This is a genomic window from Methylobacterium sp. PvP105, from assembly GCF_017876975.1.
GTDB classification, from domain to species: Bacteria; Pseudomonadota; Alphaproteobacteria; order Rhizobiales; family Beijerinckiaceae; genus Methylobacterium; species Methylobacterium radiotolerans.
This window is the reverse complement of the sequence record NZ_JAGIPA010000001.1, coordinates 5,449,659-5,470,092: the sequence shown is the minus strand read 5'-3', so window position 1 is coordinate 5,470,092 and position 20,434 is coordinate 5,449,659. Positions and strand designations below refer to the sequence as shown.

19 protein-coding genes are annotated in these 20,434 nt (G+C 68.6%); 11 read left to right on the top strand and 8 right to left on the bottom strand.

Annotation, left to right across the window (positions count from 1 at the left end):
- Positions 1-83 precede the first annotated feature (83 nt).
- The 9 genes from J3A75_RS26680 to J3A75_RS26640 all read left to right on the top strand — a co-directional run bounded on the left by J3A75_RS26680 (position 84) and on the right by J3A75_RS26640 (position 9,894).
- The gene (locus J3A75_RS26680; protein WP_071000067.1) at positions 84-2,846 is read left to right on the top strand and encodes a hybrid sensor histidine kinase/response regulator; all 2,763 of its coding nucleotides are present in this window, start codon (positions 84-86) and stop codon (positions 2,844-2,846) included.
- A gap of 106 nt (positions 2,847-2,952) precedes the next feature.
- Positions 2,953-3,471 (top strand): chemotaxis protein CheW, encoded by a 519-nt coding sequence (locus J3A75_RS26675; protein ID WP_012320962.1) that lies wholly within the window; start codon positions 2,953-2,955, stop codon positions 3,469-3,471.
- 11 nt (positions 3,472-3,482) lie between these two features.
- Positions 3,483-3,875, top strand: a complete 393-nt coding sequence (locus J3A75_RS26670) for a response regulator (protein ID WP_012320961.1) — start codon at positions 3,483-3,485, stop codon at positions 3,873-3,875.
- A gap of 58 nt (positions 3,876-3,933) precedes the next feature.
- Positions 3,934-5,151, top strand: a complete 1,218-nt coding sequence (gene cheB / locus J3A75_RS26665; protein ID WP_012320960.1) for a chemotaxis-specific protein-glutamate methyltransferase CheB — start codon at positions 3,934-3,936, stop codon at positions 5,149-5,151.
- On the top strand, positions 5,148-6,011 hold the full coding sequence (locus tag J3A75_RS26660; protein WP_012320959.1) for a CheR family methyltransferase: 864 nt from the start codon (positions 5,148-5,150) through the stop codon (positions 6,009-6,011). The genes cheB and J3A75_RS26660 overlap by 4 nt, the downstream gene beginning before the upstream one ends.
- A 249-nt stretch (positions 6,012-6,260) precedes the next feature.
- Positions 6,261-6,839 (top strand): hypothetical protein, encoded by a 579-nt coding sequence (locus J3A75_RS26655; protein ID WP_234740833.1) that lies wholly within the window; start codon positions 6,261-6,263, stop codon positions 6,837-6,839.
- A 153-nt stretch (positions 6,840-6,992) separates the two neighbouring features.
- Positions 6,993-8,009 carry an asparaginase gene (locus tag J3A75_RS26650; protein WP_024829013.1) on the top strand — a complete coding sequence of 339 codons (1,017 nt, stop codon included), beginning with the start codon at positions 6,993-6,995 and terminating at the stop codon, positions 8,007-8,009.
- Between the two features lie 306 nt (positions 8,010-8,315).
- Entirely contained in the window at positions 8,316-9,221 is a 906-nt protein-coding gene (locus J3A75_RS26645; RefSeq protein WP_043074355.1) for a tetratricopeptide repeat protein, read from the top strand.
- Positions 9,222-9,360: 139 nt separating this feature from the next.
- Complete coding sequence (locus tag J3A75_RS26640) at positions 9,361-9,894, top strand: isochorismatase family protein (protein ID WP_012320955.1); 534 nt, start codon at positions 9,361-9,363, stop codon at positions 9,892-9,894.
- A 39-nt stretch (positions 9,895-9,933) separates the two neighbouring features.
- On the opposite strand, the gene J3A75_RS26635 is transcribed toward J3A75_RS26640, so the two are convergent.
- A complete protein-coding gene (locus tag J3A75_RS26635) occupies positions 9,934-10,530 on the bottom strand; it encodes a sigma-70 family RNA polymerase sigma factor (protein ID WP_012320954.1) in 597 nt (198 codons plus the stop codon).
- A complete protein-coding gene (locus J3A75_RS26630; RefSeq protein ID WP_012320953.1) occupies positions 10,527-10,823 on the bottom strand; it encodes a NepR family anti-sigma factor in 297 nt (98 codons plus the stop codon). Before J3A75_RS26630 ends, J3A75_RS26635 begins: the two co-directional genes overlap by 4 nt.
- A gap of 472 nt (positions 10,824-11,295) precedes the next feature.
- Here J3A75_RS26630 and J3A75_RS26625 point away from each other — a divergent pair, with 472 nt between their 5' ends.
- A complete protein-coding gene (locus J3A75_RS26625; RefSeq protein ID WP_071000066.1) occupies positions 11,296-11,520 on the top strand; it encodes a hypothetical protein in 225 nt (74 codons plus the stop codon).
- Positions 11,521-11,641: 121 nt separating this feature from the next.
- Here the strand turns inward: J3A75_RS26625 and J3A75_RS26620 are convergent, their stop codons facing one another.
- The 3 genes from J3A75_RS26620 to J3A75_RS26610 form a co-directional block, all read right to left on the bottom strand.
- Entirely contained in the window at positions 11,642-12,400 is a 759-nt protein-coding gene (locus J3A75_RS26620) for an SDR family oxidoreductase (RefSeq protein WP_209650824.1), read from the bottom strand.
- A 17-nt stretch (positions 12,401-12,417) separates the two neighbouring features.
- Positions 12,418-13,632 (bottom strand): ABC transporter substrate-binding protein, encoded by a 1,215-nt coding sequence (locus tag J3A75_RS26615; protein WP_012320950.1) that lies wholly within the window; start codon positions 13,630-13,632, stop codon positions 12,418-12,420.
- A 239-nt stretch (positions 13,633-13,871) separates the two neighbouring features.
- On the bottom strand, positions 13,872-14,090 hold the full coding sequence (locus J3A75_RS26610) for a hypothetical protein (RefSeq protein WP_053621234.1): 219 nt from the start codon (positions 14,088-14,090) through the stop codon (positions 13,872-13,874).
- Positions 14,091-15,142: 1,052 nt separating this feature from the next.
- Here J3A75_RS26610 and J3A75_RS26605 point away from each other — a divergent pair.
- Positions 15,143-17,305, top strand: a complete 2,163-nt coding sequence (locus tag J3A75_RS26605; RefSeq protein ID WP_083374393.1) for a phage/plasmid primase, P4 family — start codon at positions 15,143-15,145, stop codon at positions 17,303-17,305.
- 634 nt (positions 17,306-17,939) lie between these two features.
- Here the strand turns inward: J3A75_RS26605 and tnpC are convergent.
- The 3 genes from tnpC to tnpA form a co-directional block, all read right to left on the bottom strand.
- Positions 17,940-19,463 (bottom strand): IS66 family transposase, encoded by a 1,524-nt coding sequence (tnpC, locus tag J3A75_RS26600; RefSeq protein WP_209650096.1) that lies wholly within the window; start codon positions 19,461-19,463, stop codon positions 17,940-17,942.
- A 68-nt stretch (positions 19,464-19,531) separates the two neighbouring features.
- Positions 19,532-19,888, bottom strand: coding sequence for an IS66 family insertion sequence element accessory protein TnpB (gene tnpB, locus J3A75_RS26595; protein ID WP_043072964.1), 357 nt, complete (start codon positions 19,886-19,888; stop codon positions 19,532-19,534).
- On the bottom strand, positions 19,885-20,292 hold the full coding sequence (gene tnpA, locus J3A75_RS26590) for an IS66-like element accessory protein TnpA (RefSeq protein WP_209650095.1): 408 nt from the start codon (positions 20,290-20,292) through the stop codon (positions 19,885-19,887). Before tnpA ends, tnpB begins: the two co-directional genes overlap by 4 nt.
- Positions 20,293-20,434: the final 142 nt, after the last annotated feature.

The window sequence follows — 20,434 nt, the reverse complement described above, 5'->3', positions numbered from 1 at the left end:
CGGGGCCGGGATGGAAACGCTTCCCTAACCCCGCGCGAGTAAGTAGGTTGCGCGAGACCTTCTCCGCGTAACGAGTAGCGCCTATGGACGACCTGCTTCGCGAGTTTTTGACCGAGAGCGGGGAGCATCTCGACACGGTCGATGCAGAATTGGTTCGATTCGAGCAGGATCCGAACAACGAGACTATTCTGCGGAATATTTTCAGACTCGTCCACACGATCAAGGGAACCTGCGGGTTTCTCGGCCTCCCGCGGCTCGAAGCCCTGGCGCACGCCGCCGAGACCTTGATGGGTCGATTCCGCGACGGGCTGCCCGCCACGTCCGATTCCGTGACCCTGATCCTGCTGACGCTGGACCGGCTGAAGGCCATCCTGGCCGATCTGGAGGCCACCGGCACCGAGCCCGCGGGCTCGGACGACGACCTCATCTCCGCCCTCGAGCGCATGGCCGAGGGCTCGCCCGAGCCGGCGGCCGCCGCCCCGCCGCCGCCCGAGCCGGTCCTGCCCGATCCGGTGGTCCGCGAGCTGAAGCCCGGTGAGGTCTCCCTGGACGATCTGGAGGCCGCCTTCCTGGCCGCCCCCGGTCCGGACGAATCGGATTTCCTCCCGCCGCCGCCGGCCGCCCCGGCTCCGGTGCCCGCGCCTGCGGCCGCCGTCGCCCCCGCTCCGGCGCCCGCCGCCAGCGCGGCGCCCAAGGCCGAGAAGAGGCCCGAACCGGCCCGGGCCGAGCCCGTCGAGGCCGAGAAGGCCGAGCCGGCGCGCGCCGAGAAGGCCGAGGCCGTCGAGGGCGAGGCGACCGCCGCCGCCAAGAACCAGACGATCCGGGTGAACGTCGACACGCTCGAGCACCTGATGACGATGGTCTCGGAGCTGGTGCTGACCCGCAACCAGCTCCTCGAGATCGCCCGCCGGCACGAGGATTCGAGCTACAAGGTCCCGCTGCAGCGCCTGTCGCACGTCACCGCCGAGCTGCAGGAAGGCGTCATGAAGACGCGCATGCAGCCGATCGGCAACGCGTGGCAGAAGCTGCCGCGCGTGGTGCGCGACCTCTCGGCCGAGCTCGGCAAGCAGATCGACCTCGTGATGGTCGGCAACGAGACCGAGCTCGACCGGCAGGTCCTCGAGGTCATCAAGGACCCGCTGACCCACATGGTCCGCAACTCGGCGGATCACGGCCTCGAATCGACCGCCGAGCGCGTGGCGGCGGGCAAGCCCGCCCGCGGCACGATCCGGCTCGCCGCCTACCACGAGGGCGGCACGATCACGATCGAGATCGCCGACGACGGCAAGGGCCTGAACCTCGCGGCCATCCGCAAGAAGGCGGTGGAGCGCGGCCTCGCCTCCCAGGCCGATGTCGAGCGGATGACCGACGCCCAGGTCGCCAAGTTCATCTTCCACGCCGGCTTCTCGACGGCGGCGGCGGTGACCTCGGTCTCGGGCCGCGGCGTCGGTATGGACGTGGTCAAGACCAACATCGAGACCATCGGCGGCCTGATCGACATCGCCACCACGGCGGGCCGCGGCACCACCTTCACCATCAAGATCCCGCTGACCCTGGCCATCGTGGCCGCCCTGATCGTGCGGGCCGGCGAGCACCGCTTCGCCCTGCCGCAGGTGGCGGTTCTGGAGCTGGTCCGGGTCGATGCCGGGGCGCAGCGGGTCGAGCACATCAACGGCGCGCCGGTGCTGCGCCTGCGCGAGCGGCTCCTGCCGATCGTCTCGCTCACCGGCCTGCTCGGGCAGTCGAGCCCGGGCGGCGAGGCGGAGCAGGCCGGCTTCGTGGTGGTCGCCCAGGTCGGGCGCGAGCGCTTCGGCATCCTCGTCGACGAGGTCTTCCACACGGAGGAGATCGTCGTGAAGCCGATGTCGGTGAAGCTGCGGCACATCCCGATGTTTGCCGGCAACACGATCCTCGGCGACGGTGCCGTGGTGCTGATCGTCGATCCGAACGGCGTGGCCCGCCAGGTGGCGCAGGGCGTCCAGGGCAGCGGCGGCCACATCGACGCCGACGCCGACGAGGCGGTCGAGATGGCCGACACCAAGACCACGCTCCTGGTGTTCAAGGGCGGCCAGGGCAGCTTCAAGGCGGTGCCGCTGTCGCTGGTCACCCGCCTCGAGGAGATCGAGTGCGCCAAGGTCGAGTGGCTGGGCGGCCGCGCGCTGATCCAGTACCGCGGGCGCCTGATGCCCCTGGTCCCGGCCGACGCGGCGATCACCATCAAGTCGGAGGGCACGCAGGCCCTGGTGGTGTTCTCCGACGGCGAGCGCGCCATGGGCCTCGTGGTCGACGAGATCGTCGACATCGTCGAGGAGCGCCTCGACATCGAGATCGCCGCGGACCGGTCGGACCTGATCGGCTCGGCGGTGCTGCGGGGCCGGGCGACCGACATCATCAACATCGCCCACTTCCTGCCGCTGGCCTACGACGACTGGGCGCGCGGCCTGAAGCGGCCCGAGCAGATCTCCACGATCCTGCTGGTCGACGACTCGGCCTTCTTCCGCGACATGCTGAGCCCGGTGCTGAAGGCCGCGGGCTACCAGGTGGTCACGGCGTCGAGCGCCGAGACGGCCCTGTCGACCCTCCAGTCCGATCCGCAGATCGAGGTGGTGGTCACCGACCTGGAGATGCCGGGCCGCAGCGGCTTCGACCTCGTCGCCGCCATGCGGCGGGCCGAGCCGCGCCTCGCCGGGCTCCCGGTGATCGGGCTCACCGGCGCGATCGGCGCCGACGCGGTGGAGAAAGCGCGGGCGCTCGCGATCAGCGACCTCGTGGCGAAGTTCGACCGCAGCGGCCTGATCTCGGCGCTGGCCGAGATCGGCGCCGCCACGGTGTCGAAAGCCGCCTGAGCCTCCGCGCCGACCGCCCCAGGGCGATCGACCCGCGCCGATCGACCCAGGCCGATCGCCCCATGCCGATCGCGACGATCGCGACGAACGAATCCGGAGAGTTCCGATGCAGGCTGCCAACGCCAACACCAGCGGCGCCACCACCAACGGGGTCGAGACCGGCGCCACCGACGACTTCGTCACGGTCTATGTCGGCGAGACGCTGTTCGGCCTGGCGATCGAGCGGGTCCACGACGTCTTCGTCCCGTCGGGCGTCACGCCGGTGCCCCTGGCGCCGGCCGAGATCGTCGGCCTCCTGAACCTGCGCGGCCGGGTCGTGACGGCCATGAGCCTGCGCCGGCGCCTGGGCCTGCCCGACGCGGAGGCCGAGGCGGACGGCACCAAGGCCAGCCCCAAGATGGCGATCGGCCTGGAGCAGGCCGGCGAGACCTTCGCGCTGGTGGTCGACGGCGTCGGCGAGGTGCTCAAGCTCGGCGCCGACAGCCGCGAGGCGGTGCCGATCAACCTGGATCCGCGCTTCCGCGACCTCGCCACCTGCGTCCACCGCCTCGACGGGCGGCTCCTGGTGATCCTCGACGTGGACGCGCTCCTCGGCTTCACGCCCGCCGGCGCCAAGGCGGCTTGAGGGAGAGGTCGATGAAGGCGCCCCACGAGACCACCTGCCTGGTGGTGGACGATTCCGCGGTGATCCGGAAGGTCGCCCGGCGGATCATCGAGGATCTCGGCATGAACGTCAGCGAGGCCGAGGACGGCAGCGCCGCCCTCGAAGCCTGCGCGGCCAGCATGCCCGACGCCATCCTGCTCGACTGGAACATGCCGAACATGGACGGCTACGCGTTCCTCCAGGCCCTGCGCCAGAGCGAGGGCGGGGGCGCGCCGAAGGTCCTGTTCTGCACGACCGAGAACGACGTCGGGGCGATCGCCCGCGCCCTCCGGGCGGGGGCCGACGAGTACATCATGAAGCCCTTCGACCGCGACATCCTGACGGCCAAGCTCGAACAGGTCGGTCTCGTCGCCGACGCGGCCTGATCGCCCGCTCCCTGACCCGCGGCCCGAGCCCCGCGACCCTGCACCCGAGGCAATCATCATGGCCCTGAGTCCCGCGGTCGCCCCGCTGCGCACGCCGCCAACCCAGAGCACGACCTCATCGGCCACGGCGATCCGTGTCCTGGTGGCCGACGATTCGGCCGTGGTGCGCGGCCTCGTCGCCCGCTGGATCGGCGAGGCCGGATTCGAGCTCGTCGGCACGGCCTCGAACGGCCGGATCGCCCTCGAGCTGATGGCCAAGCACGACCCGGACGTGGTCCTGCTCGACATCGAGATGCCGGAACTCGACGGCACGACCGCGCTGCCGCGCATGCTCGCCATGAGCCCGAGCGTGCAGGTCGTGATGATGTCGACGCTGACGACGCGCAACGCCGACATCTCGCTGAAATGCCTCGCCCTCGGCGCGGTGGACTACATCGCCAAGCCGGAGAGCAGCCGCGGCGTCACCACCTCGGACACGTTCCGGGTCGAGCTGATCGAGCGCGTCCGCGTGTTCGGCTCCGCCCGCGCGCGGAACCGGCGCCCGGCCGCCGCGCCCGCCGGCCACGCCCCGGGGCACCACGCCGCGCCCGCACCCGTGGCCGTGCCGGCCGCGGCGCATCCGGCGCCGGCCGCCGCGGCGCGCCCGGCGACCCCCTTCACCCTGCGGCCCAAGGTCCGCAACCGGACCCAGCCCCGGGCCCTGCTGATCGGCTCGTCCACGGGCGGGCCGCGGGCCGTGGGCGAGATGCTGGAGGGCATCGGCGCGGCCGCCCTGCGGCGCCTGCCGGTCCTGATCGTCCAGCACATGCCGCCGATCTTCACGGCGGTCTTCGCCGAGCACCTGTCCACCCGCACCGGGCTCCCGGCGGCCGAGGGCAAGGCCGAGGAGCGGGTCGAGCCGGGCCGCATCTACGTGGCCCCGGGCGGCCGCCACATGGGGCTGGCCGCCGGGGCCGGCGGCCCGATCATCAAGCTCACCGACGGCCCGCCGGTGAATTTCTGCCGCCCCGCGGTCGACGTGCTGTTCAAGGACGCGGCGGTCGTGTTCGGCGCCGCCACCGCGACGGTGATCCTCACCGGCATGGGCTCGGACGGGACCAACGGCGCCCGGGCGCTCACCGAGGCCGGCGGCCCGGTCCTCGCCCAGGACGAGGCCACCAGCACGGTCTGGGGCATGCCGGGCAGCGTCGCGCGGGCCGGGCTCGCCGAGGCCGTGCTGCCGCTGCCCGAGCTCGCGACGGCGCTGCGCGCCCTGATCACGGGGCAGCCGGCATGACCGAACTCGAGTTCGAATTCCTGCGCACCTTCCTGAAGCAGCGCTCCGGCCTCGCGCTGACGCCGGAGAAGCGCTACCTCGTGGAGAGCCGGCTGACCCCGGTCTGCCGCCGCTTCGGCCTCGCCAGCCTCGGCGACCTGATCGGCACCCTCAAGCTCGCCCAGAACAGCACGATCGAGCGGGCCGTGGTCGAGGCCATGACCACGAACGAGACCTTCTTCTTCCGCGACCGGATCCCCTTCGACCTGTTCCGCGACACGCTCCTGCCGGACGTGCTGGCGCGCAATGCCGGCCGCCGCCGGCTGCGGATCTGGTGCGCGGCGGCCTCCACCGGGCAGGAGCCGTACTCGCTGGCCATGCTCCTCCAGGAGGCGGCGCCGCGGCTCGCCGGCTGGCAGGTGGAGATCGTCGCCACCGACCTGTCGACCGAGGTGATCGAGAAGGCCAAGCTCGGGCTGTACAGCCATTTCGAGGTCCAGCGCGGCCTGCCGGTGCAGTGGCTGATCAAGTACTTCACCCAGGTCGGCGAGCAGTGGCAGATCGCCCAGAGCCTGCGCAGCATGGTGGATTACCGGCAGCTCAACCTGCTGCACAGCTTCGCCTCGCTGGGCCAGTTCGACGTGATCTACTGCCGCAACGTGCTGATCTACTTCGACGCGCCGACCAAGTCGGACGTCCTGGCGCGGCTCGCGGCGCAGCTCGCCCCGGAGGGCGCGCTCCTGCTCGGCGCCGCCGAGACGGTGATCGGCCTGACCGACCGGCTGTCGCCGAACCCTAAGCACCGCGGCCTCTACGGCCACGCCGAGGCCGCGCTGCGCCCGGCCGAGGCGGCGCCGCTGCGCATGGCCGCGAGCCTCTGAGCGGCGCGATCGGGGTTCCCGGTCGCGCCCCGGCTCCGAGCCGTCGCCGTACTCGACCCCGCGGCAGGGATCCGGGCGATCCCGGAAACGCGGCTTTAAGAACCGCGTGGGTAATTTGCACACGGACCCGCCGCCGGGCGAATCCGGCTCATCCGTGACCCGAGCCCCGTCATGAGTACCCTCACGTCCACCGCGGCAGCACAGCTCGCCGCGCAGCGATGGTCGCCGCCTCCGTCGCCCCAGACTCGGATGTCCGACACGATCAGCGGCGCGCTGTCGGCCGGCACGATCAGCAGCACCGACGCGACGGCGCTCACGAGCGCCCTGAGCAGCATCGATTCGAGCCTGTCGTCGGCCAGCTCCGCCTCGGGCAGCACCGCGACAGGGTCGAAGCTCGACCCGTCCTCGATGAAGGACCGGATCGACGGTCTGATCGCCGATCAGGTCAGCAGCGGCAGCCTCACCGCCGACCAGGCCGCGGAACTGAAGAACCTGTTCGCCAGCCACGGCCGGAGCACCCAGAGCGGCGACGCCGCCGGCGACGGCATCGGCGACGTCGCCGGTCCGGCCGGCCCGCCGCCCGGGCCCCCGCCCGGCCCGCCGCCGGCGGACGCCGCGGGCAGCGCCGGGAGCGGGACGTCGGCCTCCGCGTCGGCCTCCGCGGCGGCCTCGACGTCGACCACCTCCGCGGCGCGGACGACGAACGACCTGCTGTCCACCTTCATCCAGCAGCTCCAGAGCAGCCAGTCGGTCAGCGCCGGCTACGGGGCGAGCGGCACCGCCAACGGCGGCACCGCCTCGGCGCTTCTGGTCGACTTCCGCAGCTGAGGCCGCGGCCCGTCCCGGCGAGGGGCCGGGGCGCGGGGCCGGGGCGCGCTCGGCGGGCCTCCCGCCCGGCGCATCGCCCGCCTGCGCGCGGCCGGGGTCGACCGCGGCCGCGCGACGCGGCATCACAGCGTGGACAGGATCGGGAGAGACGGCATGGCGGCAGGATCGGGGACCGGATTGCCCAAGGTCGCGTTCATCGGCACGGGCGGGACGATCTCGTCCCTCGGCCGCGACGCCCTCGACATCCTCGACTACACCGCCACCGACCGGCGCCTCGAGGCCGGCGCGATCCTGGACGCCGTCCCGGAACTCGCGACGGTCGCCACGGTGGTGCCGGTGCCGTTCCGGGCGGTCCCGAGCCCGGCGATCGGATTCGCCGAGTGGCGCGACCTCGTCCGCCTGTGCGAGCGCCTCGCGGCCGAGCACCCGGATCTCGCCGGCATCGTCATCGGGCACGGCACCGCCACCCTGGAGGAGACCGCCTACGCCCTCAGCCTGACCCTGACGGTGGATCTGCCGGTGGTGCTGGTCGGCTCGCAGCGGCCGATGAGCGCCCTCTCCACGGATGCCAAGCTGAACCTCGTGGCGGCCGTGCGCACGGCCGCGGCGCCGGCCTCTCGCGGGCGCGGCGTGCTGGTGGTGCTCAACGACGAGATCCAGGCGGCCCGCGAGGTGACCAAGACCTCGGTGGCGCGGCTCCAGACCTTCCGGACCCCGGATTTCGGCGTGCTCGGCCACGTCGACGGCGAGTCGGTCCGCTACTACCGCCGCTCCGAGCGGGCGCACGCGCCGGGCACGCCGTTCGACATCCGGACGCTGTCGGCGCTGCCGCGGGTCGACGTCGCCTACGGATACGCCGACGCCGACGGCACCGCGGTCCGGGCCTTCCTGGCCGCCGGCGCGCGCGGCCTCGTCGCGGCCGGTCTCGCCCCCGGCATGACCCCGCCCGCCGAGGCCGAGGCCCTGGAGGCGGCGGCCGCCGCCGGGATCGTGGTGGTGATGTCGACCCGGGCCGGCAGCGGGGTGGTCCCGCTCACCACCCGGCTGCGCAGCCGCGGCATCCTCAGCGCCGACAACCTCACCCCGCAGAAGGCCCGGATCCTGCTCGCCCTGGCGCTGACCGTCACGGCGGAGCCCGAGGCGGTGGCGCGGCTGTTCGCGACCTACTAGGCGCCGCGCCCGCCGGGCCCCGGACGCTCCCCGACGCGCGTGGGCTGCCACGCGCGAGCCCGTCGCGCGCCTGCGGGACGCGCCGACGCGGCGGGCCGCATGTGCGATTTGGTCCAGAAAGTCCTACCGGACCCGGATAGGTCACGGATCAGTTCGGTGCAGTCCAGCTGAAGGGTCCTCGTCCCGGAAGACTGTCATCGGACGGAACAAGGTTCTGAAAGACGCCATCAGCATTGCGGAAGATGCTCGGGATCGGCTTCCGCGCAGGGCATGACGGTTCGCGTGCCCGCACAGGGATTCACGGCCATGCGCGCGACATCCATCGTTTCCATGACGCTGGCGCTCTCGGTCCTGTCCGGACTGGGCGCCCGGGCGGAGACCGCCCGGAGCGCCTCCGCGACGCTGGCCACCGGCGCCAGCGCTGCCGCGATGTACAATCTCGGGATCCTCTACATCAACGGCCAGGGCGTGAAGCAGGATTTCGGCACGGCCGGACGCTGGTTCGAGAAGTCCGCCGCCGGCGGCGACGTCGATGCCATGCTCAACCTCGGCAGCCTGTACTACAACGGGCAGGGCGTGAAGCAGGATTACGCCGCCGCGGCCGCGTGGTTCGAGAAGGCCGCCCGCGCCGGCAACGCCGAGGCCATGAACAACCTCGGCAGCCTCTACGATGCCGGCCAGGGCGTGGCGCAGGACTACGCCGCCGCCCGCAGCTGGTACGAGAAGGCCGCGGCCGCCGGTGCCGCGTCGGCCATGTACAATCTCGGGCTTCTCTACACCAACGGTCAGGGTGTCGGGCAGGATTACGGCGCGGCCGCCTCCTGGTTCGGGAAGGCCGCCGCCGGCGGCAACGTCGACGCGATGAACGCCCTCGGCAGCCTGCACCTCAACGGTCTGGGCGTGAAGCCGGACGCCCCCGCGGCCCGCCGCTGGTTCGAGAAGGCGGTCGCCGGCGGCAACGTGGACGCGATGAACAACCTCGGCAGCCTCTACCTGAACGGCCAGGGCGTGAAGCCGGACGCCGCCGCGGCCCGCCGCTGGTTCGAGAAGGCGGCCGCCGCCGGCCACGCGGAGGCGATGAACAACCTCGGCTTCCTCTACCTCAACGGTCGCGGGGTGAAGCAGGATTTCGACGCCGCCCGGCGGTGGTTCGAGAAGGCCGCCGGCGGGGCCGCGGCCACGGGCGTCCCCGGAGACATCGCGCTCCGCTAGGGCAATGCGACGGCGGGGGCGCGGTCGAGACGCGCACCTGTCATGCCGGCGGGCGCGGTCCCAAGCGGGCCCGATGGGGCGAGGATGCGGCGCGGGTGGCCCGTCCCCGTCGGGACCCGTCCGGAGGGATCACAGACCCATGCCGCTGATCGACCCCGCCCGCTCGCTCCTCCTCGTCATCGACGTTCAGACCCGGCTGATGCCGGCGATCGCCGACGGGGCCGGGGTCATCGCCAATACGGGCCGCCTCACCGCCGCCGCGAAGCTGCTCGACGTCCCGGTCCTGGTCACCGAGCAGAATGCCGGGGGCCTCGGGCCGACCGTGCCGGCCCTGGCGCCCGAGCCCGGGACGGCCTTCACCAAGATGAGCTTCGGCGCGACCCGGACGCCCGGCTTCCTGGAACGCCTGCCCGCGGACCGCGACCTCGTGGTCAGCGGCTGCGAGGCCCATGTCTGCGTGCTGCAGACGGTTCTCGGCCTGCGCGAGGCCGGCCGCGGGGTCGCCGTGGTGGCCGACGCCGTGGGCTCGCGGCGGGTCGAGAACCGGGAGGCCGCGCTCGCCCGGATGGCGGCCCACGGCGCCGAGATCGTCACCGCCGAGATGGTGGTGTTCGAGTGGCTCGGCACGGCGCGACACAGGCGGTTCCGCGACGTGGTGAGGCTCATCAAGTAGGCGCCGGGGCGGCGTCCGGGTCCCGCTGCGGAGCGCGCCTCAGGGGCCGTCGAGGGCCGCGCGGGTCTGCGGGTCGGGCCCGATATCGTCGGTGCCGGTCATGCCCAGCACCTCGATCAGGCGGGTCCGGGCGCGGCTGACCCGGCTCTTGATCGTGCCCACCGCCACGCCGCAGATGGCCGCGGCCTCCTCGTAGGTGAAGCTCTGGGCGCCGACCAGGACCAGCGCCTCGCGCTGGGCCGGCGGCAGCTGGTTCAGCGCGCTCTGGAACTGCGCCATCTCCATCCGGATCTCCTGCTCGGGGAGGGCGGTCAGGCGCCCGGCATGGACGCCGTCGGCATCCTCGACCTCGCGCTTGCGCTTGCGCTGCTCCGAGTAGAACAGGTTCCGCAGGATCGTGAACAGCCACGCGGTCAGGTTGGTCCCGCGGCGGAAGCTGGCGGCGTTGACCCAGGCGCGCACGAGCGTGTCCTGCACGAGATCGTCCGAGCGGTCGAGGTCGTAGGTCAGCGAGAACGCGAAGGCCCGCAGCGCCGGGATCGCTCCCAGCAGGAGGTCGCGCATCTCGGCGTCGGCGCCCCGGGGCACCGGACCGGACCCGCTCCCCGCGGGAGCGGCTTGCAGCATCAGGGTCATCGCGAGGCCTCCGTGTCGGAGTGGGCGGCGAGCTCGTCGAGCAGCGTCCGGAGCCGGTCCGGAATCGGCAGGGCCAGGACGCCGGCGTAGTGCAGGCGCAGGCCGCGCCCGATCCGGTCCCGCGCCCCGTCGTCGATCGGCCGGCCGGGCCCGCCGTCCCGCCGTGCCGGACGAAGCGCCGGATCCGGCGTCCGGCCCGGCACCGCGCGTGACGAGGCCGCGGCGACCGGTCCGGCCGCGTCCGCCGCGCCGGCGGCGTCCGGAATCCCTGGATCGTCCTCGGTCCCTGACATGGTCGCGCCCCCTGGCGTGCGCGATGCGGCCCCGCGGGGCCCGGCGGTCCGCCGGACCGTTGTCCCCATCGGTTCGGCGAAGACGCGTCTCATCGCCTTCGGGCAGCGCTGGTAGGCGCGGTGGATTTAATCGGTTCTGAACTCGGCATTCATCAAATCTTAATCTTGAAATAGCCCAGCTTGTGCCGAGATTAATCCGTATAATCTCAGATACAGATCAGAAATACTTATCTTTAGCTTGGCCGTGGCGACACTCGCCCGGCCTGCATGAACGGGGGGTGAGCGGGTCGCGGCGCGCCGCGGGGCCAGGAGCGTTCCGGCATTCGCGCCGGTCGACCGGCGTACGGCGACCGGGCGGACCCGGGGCATGAGCGGCGACGCGCGCGCGGGTGGCCCGAAAATTTGAGCGCCCGCGCCCGAGATTCTAACCTACCTTGTAGGACGGGCGCGCCGATTGCTGTCTGTTTGCCCAATGACACATGCTGGTTCTCAGTATCTGCAGTATGTCATCACTGCCAAGGCGCCGAACGGCGTCATCCAGCAGACCCGGGTCCGGGCGGCCAGCGCGGTCGTACTCGCGAAAGCTTGGCTCGCGGCGGGTCACACCGACGTCCGGATCGTGGATCCCCTCGGCAAGGCGCTTCATCCCGAGGGCTACCGTATGGCGATCATGAAGGGCGGAAAGGCCTACCGCTGACACGGGCCGGCCGCTCGGCGGGGCGACCCGCCTCGACGCCGGGTCCGTGATCCGCGTCCTCCGCGCCGGCGGCTCCCGCGCGCGGATCGCGCGCCGTCCGAGCGCGCCGGGACGGCACCGCTCAGAGCTTCACGCCCTCGAGATAGCCGCGATTCCAGGTGGGGCTGATCAGGATCTCGTTGACGCAGACGGAGGCCGGCAGGCGGGCGACGAACAGGATCGTCTCGGCGAGATCCTCCGCCTGCAGCATGCGCCCGCGGTCCTCCGCGGTGACCGGAACCGGCCGCTTGTCGAGGAGGGGCGTCGCGACCTCGCCCGGGCAGATGCAGCAGGACCGGATGCCGTGCCCGCACTCCTCCTGGTTCAGGCTCTCGGAGAGCGCCACGAGCCCGTGCTTGGCGGCGGAATAGGCCGGCCCCGTCAGCTTGGAGACGTAGCGGCCGGCCCAGGAGGAGACGTGGATGATCAGGCCGCCCCGCTGCGCCCGCATGGTCGGCAGCACCGCCCGCGCCGCGTAGAAGGGGCCGTTGAGATTGACGCCGACCACGGCGTCGATGCCGGCCGGCGTGATCTCGCTCCAGCCGCGCTGAGGCACGTTGAGGCCCGCCGCGTTCACCAGCAGGTCGCAGCGCCGCCACGCGGCGTGAACCGTCTCCCAGGCGCGCTGCACGTCGCCGGCCACGCCCATGTCGGCCGGGACGACCAGCGCCTCGCCGCCCGCCGCGCGGACGAGCTCCGCGGTGCGCGCGAGGGCCTCCCGCTCCCGTCCCGTGAGCGCGAGCCGCATCCCGGCCCGCGCCAGCGCCAGGGCGGCCGCCTGCCCGATGCCGGATCCGGCCCCCGTCACCCAGGCGACCTGCCCTTCGAGCGTGCGCATCATGGCTTTCGGCCCCGTCCCTACGGCTTGGCGACGAGCGGGCAGCCGCCCTCGGCCAGAGGGCGGAAGGCCTGCTCGGCGGGGATCGTGTCGAGGAGCTCGTAGAGGTCCCACGGACCCTTCGACTCGGACGGCGCCTTCACGGCGAACAGGTACATCGGGTGGATCTTGCGGCCGTCCGCCCGGACGACGCCCTTGCCGAACAGCGGGTCGTCGGTCGGGTTGGCCTTCATCCACGCCATGGTCTTCTGCGGGTCCGTGGACTTCGTGGCCGCCACGGCCTTCAGGTAGTGCAGGAGCCCGGCATAGACGCCCGCATGGTTCATCGTCGGCATGGTGTTGCCGTTGCGCGGGTAGAAGCGCTCCGAGAAGGCCCGCGTCTCCGGGTTGAGATCCCAGTAGAACGACTCGGTCAGCACCAGCCCCTGCGCGGTCTGCAGGCCGATCGCGTGGACGTCCACGGCGTAGATCAGCAGGGCGGCGAGCTTCTGGCCGCCGTCGGTCAGCCCGAACTCGTGCGCCTGCTTGACCGCGTTGACCGTGTCGCCACCCGCGTTGGCCAGGCCCACCACCTTCGCGCCCGAGGCCTGCGCCTGCAGCAGGAACGAGGAGAAGTCCGTGGCGGGGAACGGGACGCGGGCGGCGCCCAGCACCCGCCCGCCGCCCGCGTCGATCACGGCCTTCGCCTCGTTCTGCAGGGAGAGGCCGAACGCGTAGTCGGCGGTGAGGAAGTACCACGTGTCGCCGCCGCGCTTGAGCATGGCGCCGGCCGTGCCGTGCGCGAGGGCGTAGGTGTCGTAGGTCCACTGGATCGTGTTCGGCGAGCATTGCTTGCCGGTCAGCTCCGTGGTGCCGGCCCCCGAGTCGATGAAGATCTTGTTCTTCTCGCGGGTGACCTGGCTCACCGCCAGCGCCACCGAGGAGGTCGGCACGTCGAGGATCGCGTCCACGCCGTCGCGGTCGTACCACTGGCGGGCGACGGCGGCGCCGACGTCGGGCTTGTTCTGGTGGTCGGCCGAGACGATCTCGACCTGCACGTCCGGGCTGGTCTTGGCGAAATCCTCGACCGCCATCTGCGCGGCGACGACGGAGCCCTTGCCGCCGGTATCGGCGTAGACGCCCGACATGTCGTTGAGGACGCCGACCTTGACGCGGATCGGCTCGGCGGCGGCCGGTCCGGCGAGCACGGCGATGCCGATCGCGACCGAGAGGACGCAGCTCCGGATCAACGCCATCGTGGGCCGTCCTCCGCGAATGGTTCTGTCTTTCGGCCAGGAGGGCACGCTGGCATCCCAGCGTCAAGCGCCGGTCCGCGACCGGATCCGGGGCCGGCGAGACAGGCCGCGGCCGGATGTGTCGCGCCGGCGGTGCCGAAGACCTCGGGCCGGGCGCGCCTGCGGGGCCGCCCGCCGAGCTGTCTGGACCGGCGCGGCGGCGCGGCCTCCGGCCGGTCGCGCGGTCGGGCCTCGCGCGCTCAGCGGTACACGGTACAGCTGTTGACGTCCCCGCTCGGCAGGAACTCGCAGTTGGTGACCGGCGGGATGATCCCGTCGTCCGTCAAGGTCGAGACGGCCGCCTCGCTGATCGGCGGCGAGGTCAGCATCACCGTGCCGAACACCAGGCTGGCGGCGGCGAACGCCAGAACGGACAGCAGCACGGTGCGCCGGAGCGCGGGGAGCAGGGCGGTGGCCATGGATGTCCTCCCGAGCGGCGCAGCGTCGGCGCCAGCGGAGAGATTGGACTCCCAGGGCTCGGGGCGCGTCCCGCGTATGGGGGAGGGACCCGTGATTTCACGCGCGCCGGCCGAAGGGTCGCCGGGCTGGCGACCGCCGTCGCGCTCAGGGCCGTCGCCCGGAACGCTCGCCGGCGGCTCCGCGCCCGCTCACCGCGACCTCGAGGGGGTTCCAGGGCCCGGGCGTGGCGGTCGAGCGGCGTCCACCGCTCAGCTGTGGCGCCGATCCGACGCGCTCGGTGCATCCTCTCGCACCATCGGCGGCCGCTCACGCATTCGTGGAGGCCGCGACGCCGGCGGCGATCCACGCCCGCCCGCTCCGGTCGGAGATGCTGCCAAGCGGGCGTGGACGGCCGGCGGGGGCTTAGGCCACCGACAAGCTCGGCCCTAGCCGACGCACTTTGCCGGATGATGTCCGCGCCGCGCGGGCGCCGCGTGCAGGGCCGGACCTGCCGGCAGACGGCCAGCGGGACGCATCCGCCGCTATCCCCCGTCACACCGGCTGGGGCGCGAGGGTCTTGGCAGAGGCGAGAACAGGCCTCAGCGCTCGAATTTCATGGTGCCGGCGGAGGGGATCGAACCCCCGATGAACGGCTATTTCACCGTCATTTGACCAGTAGTCTCAGGGCAGACGACTTGAGAGAGACAATCCTACAAGCCGTATGTGTGAGAGTTTGGTGTGATCGTCAAGGGCAATCCAGGGCTATCATGGTTCAGCGGCCTGTGGAACGGTTTCGGCGTCAGCGATTAGTTCGTTTCAGCGGCTGTCCAAAACTTTCCCTTGACAGATGTATATACGCAACACGCTCGATGATTCGAATATTTATATGAAAATCCGGTTAAAACCTGTTGACTCTGGGAGCGCAATCAGAGATAACGTATTTGCCTGACCGATTGGGGTGCCGTTTCGTGCCCGATCAACAGTGTAGGCGAGTCACTCAACCCACATTGCGATTATCGACACACCGACCTTTTGGGCGGACGAAGACGCATGACTTAAATGGTATAAGAACTTGAGCATTAATTGTATTAAGAGCAACTCCACTTACATTCCTCTGCATCCTAAAACAAAGAGACCACTACAACCCGGCTGGCAGAACCGCGGTGTAGGATATGACGCCTTAGACGATTTCGGGTCTATCCCCACTGACATCAACGTGGGCGTGCTGACAGGTGCGGCATCCGGTGGTCTGGTAGACATTGACCTCGACGGACCGTTCACGATTGAGGCGGGCGCGCTGATCCTTCCCTCAACGGGTCTGGTCATGGGCCGCGATAGTAGGCCAGCGTCACATTGGTTCTACCTCGTTGAAGGAAGCACCACGACCGTCAAACTCCAACATCCTGTCACCGGAAAGATGCTTGTCGAATTCAGGGGCGACGGGTGTCAAACGATGATGGCCGGATCGATCCATCCGGATGACGGCCAGACGGTGAGGTTTGAGGCAGGCAAGGACGGCGATCCCACTCGGATCGAGCGCACGAGGCTTCTGACGCTGATCGGCCACGTGGCGACCGTGAGCGTCTTAGCCGAGTTCTGGGCCGAGGGTAGTCGCCACTATCTCGCGTTGCGGTTCGCTGGCCTGTGCGCATCCAATGGGATCAGCAAAGATGCCTGTGAGTGCGTCGTTCAGACCATTTGCGCCATCACTAGCGACGGTGAACGCGAAGATCGTTTGCTCGCAGTCGAGACCACCTATGAAAGGGCTGCACAAAGGCTCCCTGTAGAATGGCGTTCCGATCTTGCGATACTTCTCGGCTCAGACAAGGCGGTCATGACCCTCATCGAATGGATGGGCCGACCGCAGGCTAAGAAGGCCGATATGATCCCACGACAGGCGTCTTTTGTCGCGGATCGAATCGATAAATTTGAGTCAACGAAACTCGATACTGATGTCGCAATTGCTGAATGGTTCAAGACGGTAAACGGAGATCGCCTCCTGTTCGCCGACCGTGAGAATCAGTTCTACAAGAATGTTCACGGCGTATACGAACCGATCACGGCGATCGAAGCAAAGGGAGAAGTGACGGACTTTCTTAAGGGACCGTATTGCAGCAATTTAGGTGGGGAGCCGGAGAAGCGGCGACTGCTACAGTCTGTTGCAAAGATCAATTCAACATACGAAATCTCGAAATCTCTGATGCGCGTAGATGATCACTCGTTTGACAAGGACGACCATCTTCTTGGGACTGGAAACGGTGTCTTCGATCTGAGTGCGTTTCAGATGATCGAGACAGACGCCTATGTGACGAAGCGGATCGGGTGCAAGTTTATTCCCGATGCTGATTGTCCACTATTCAGCGACTTTGTCCAACAAGTCCTGGGTCATGATGAAGAAACGGTCAGATACTTGCAGAGGGCGGTAGGATATACACTTACTGGCAGTGTTGACGCACAGGTAATGTTTATTCTGACCGGCAAAGGCGCAAATGGTAAATCGGTTTTGCTCAAACTATTGTCCACTTTGATGGGGACGTATGGGGGCGCTGTTCCCGCACACAGTATCACGCAGCAGAAGTTCGGGAATGATAAGACAGACGATCTGGCCTCACTGACCGGGAAGCGTTTCGTCGTGGCCTCGGAAGGTGATGCCGGGGATAAGCTGGCGGTTGCTAAGGTCAAGCGAATGGTAGCTGGCGATCCAATTGCCGTTAGAAGGCTGTATGGATCCTACTTCGACCTGCAACCGAAGTTCAAGCTGTGGTTTGGATCGAATGATCTGCCAGAAGTATCCGGAACTGACTATGCTATTTGGCGACGCATGCATGTTATAAGGTTTCCCAGGACCTTCGAGCCTCATGAGCGAGATCCGAAACTCTTGGACAAGCTGAAAGTTGAACTACCTGGCATTTTCAATTGGGCTCTTGAGGGCCTGAGAGAGATTGGCACAATGAAGGGAGACTTCCTTGCACCGCCTCCATCTGTGCTGCAATCGACTGAAAACTACAGGGTTGAAAACGACAACGTCTCGAATTTCATCTCAGATCGTTGCGTGTGCGAGGCGGGATCATCTGTAAGCATGGGAGACCTATACAACAGTTATAAGGGGTGGTGTTTCGAGAACGCCGTCGATCCCCTAACGAACAACATATTCGGGAAGGATTTGACCAGCTTGGGGTTTTCGGTGACTAAACGAAACTCCGGTAACGCGAGGCGAGGACTCAAATTGAAATAGTGGTTCAGGGGACTTTGGCCCCTTCGCGCCCTTCGTTCGCGATTAACTGTTAGATCTCGCAGTGGAGGCAGTGGAAGTTTGGCAGCAAACTATTCCCCATATATTCTTTCTGTTTCTAATAGTAAGGTATGTAACTTCCACATCCTCCACACATAACAACCAACTCGGAAAGACGGGGCAGGGGATATACTCATTGATGGCACCCTGCACCAGATAATCGGCAATCTTATGAACAAGAAGGGAGAAGATCGCGTCCCAACAAAAAAATATCCATGCAGGCTGCCAGATGAATGAGCGGGCAGCGAATAAATCGACGACATATACACTCTACTATTCAACTTCTAATAAATTTCTGACTAAGAAAGAATTACAAACTATGATTTACGAAAAATATAACAGACTCTACGAAATTATTATCAATCGATACGGCGCTGAAGATTGCGAATTTAGGTTCGTTCTGCGTAGCATTCTCCACAGAGGCGCCGAAGAAGCAAATTTCCTCTCGTTTCAATTCGACGGAGACGACGGCAGGGAGTTCAGGCGAGCGAGTATCTACCTTGAAGGGGTGATCTTAGATCTTCATGAAATGTTGGACGATCGAGGGAACGTCCTTCCTCATAGGTAAGCGCTGTCCTCAGGCCACGGCTTTGAGGGCTGGCGTTGGCTGGTAAGCCCAGGGCAGCAGATCATCGAGGTGCCGCTGCGGATGGCCCTCGACGATGCGGGTGATGACGTCGGCCAGGTAAGCCTGCGGCTCGACGCCGACGAGCTTGCAGGTCTCGACCAGCGAGGCGATCACCGCCCAGTGCTCGCCCCCGTGGTCCGAACCAGCAAACAGGGCATTCTTCCGGTTCAAAGCCAGCGGCCGGATCGCGCGCTCGACGGTGTTGGAGTCGATCTCGACGCGCCCGTCGGCGAGGAACAGGCTCAGCCCCGCCCAGCGGCTCAGGGCGTAGCGGATCGCCTCCGCGAGGTTGCTCTTGCGGCTCAGGAGGTCGAGCTTCTCCCGCAGCCACGGCTCCAGCGCTTCGATCACCGGCCGGCTTCGCTCCTGACGGGCCGCCCGTCGCTCCTCGGCCGGACGCCCGCGGATCTCGGCCTCGATCCGGTAGAGCACGGAGATGCGCGACAGCGCCTCTGTGGCGATCGGCGAGGCCGCGGCAAGGTCATAGAATTGCCGACGCACATGGCTCCAGCAGTGGGCCAGCCGCACTGCGCCGCCCTTGGCTAAGCTCTCGTAGGCCGCGTAGCCGTCGACCTGCAGCACGCCTGCAAATCCGGAGAGATGCGCGATCGGTCGTCCAGCCGTGCGGTCGGGCGCGTACACGTAGGCGACGCCGGGCGGATCCGTCCCACCCCAGGGCCGGTCGTCGCGCGCATACGCCCAGAGCTGGCCGGTCTTGGTGCGGCCGCGGCCCGGATCGAGCACCGGTGCCGTGGTCTCGTCGGCAAACAGCTTGCCAGAGCGTTTGAGCGTCTCCAGGAGCCGCGCGTGCACGGGCCGGAGGAGGAAGGCGGCGCGCCCGACCCAGTCGGCCAGCGTCGAGCGGTCGAGGCTGACGCCCTGGCGGGCGAAGATCTGCGCCTGTCGATACAGCGGCAGGTGGTCGGCGTATTTGGAGACGAGCACCTGCGCGACCAGAGCGTCGGTCGGTAGGCCGCCCTCGATCAGCCGCGCCGGCGCGGGTGCCTGCACGATTGCGTCCCCGCAGGCGCGGCAAGCGTAGCGTGGGCGGCGGATCACCAGCACCCGGAACTGCACCGGCACCACGTCGAGGCGCTCGGATACGTCCTCGCCGATCCGATGCAGGGCACCCGAGCAGCACGGGCAGACGAGGCTGTCGACATCGATCACGTGCTCGACTCGCGGCAAGTGGGCGGGCAGCGCCCCACGTTTCGTGCGCCGCTTGGCCCTCCGCGCCTCCTGCTTGGTCGGTTCATTCTCCTCGGCGGCAAAGCCCGCGGCCTCGACCTGCTCGGCCTCCTCCAGCCCGAGCAGGAGCTGATCCTCCGGCAGGCTCTCGGCGCGGCGGCCGAAGCGGTGGCGCTGCATCGCCAGGATGATCTGGCGCAGCCGCTCGTTCTCGGCGCGCTCCTCGGCGAGCAGCGCCTTGAGCGTCTCGGGATCGTCGGACGAGGGCGAAGCAGGCGCGGCCACGAAGCAGATGAGAGCAGATCCGCCAGTGACTTACCACTGCGATGAAGCCCGCTGGCCAGCCTTTTTGCTCAGCCGGCAACCGCCGGCACGCTCACGGCACGCGCTGCATGGACGCGCTTCCAGTCCAAGCCTTCGACGAGCGCCGCGAGCTGCGCCGCACTCAGCCGGATCACGCCGTCCTCGATCTTCGGCCAACAGAACTGACCCGCCTCCAGACGCTTGGTCGCGAGGACCAGCCCGCTTCCATCCCAGACCAGGAGCTTCACCCGATCAGCGCGTTTTGACCGGAACACGTAGACCGTGCCGGAGAATGGGTCCGCGCCCATTGCGTCCCGGACCAGAGCGGCCAGCCCGTCCATGCCCTTGCGGAAGTCCACAGGCCGTGTGGCCAGCATCACGCGCACCGCGCCGGAGGGCCCGATCATAGGGGAGCCTTCAGCGCCCGGATCACCGCGGCGATCTGAGCCGCGCTCGCGTCCTGAGCGATGCGGACCGTGGCACCTGCGATCTCGACTTCGATGCCGTGGCAGCCGCATCGCTCCCCCACCCCGGGGCTCATCTCGGCAGTCGTCGGCTCCTGTGGTCCCACACTCATCACGGCCGGCACGAACTGCAGTGGGCGCTCGCCGTCGTGTCTCCCAACCTGACGCATCAGGCGTCGCCACGTGAACAGCTGCGAGGCGCTCAATCCATGCCGGCGCGCCACGGCGCTGATCGAGGTGCCCTGCCCATCGCTCTCGGCGACGATGGCGGCCTTTTCTTTATCAGACCACGTGCGCCGCCGGCCGGCCCCGGTGAACAGCTCCAGGCGCCGGATCGGCTCCGACATAGCCATACGCCCTGACATCGACATGTGACGGAGCTCCCATTCCGCTCCGTATGTCGCCTTCACACCGACTGCCGGAAGGTGCCGCCCAGACAGCGCTTACCCTCATAGTCATTCCGCTATCTCACAAGCTGTCGCCCTGGCA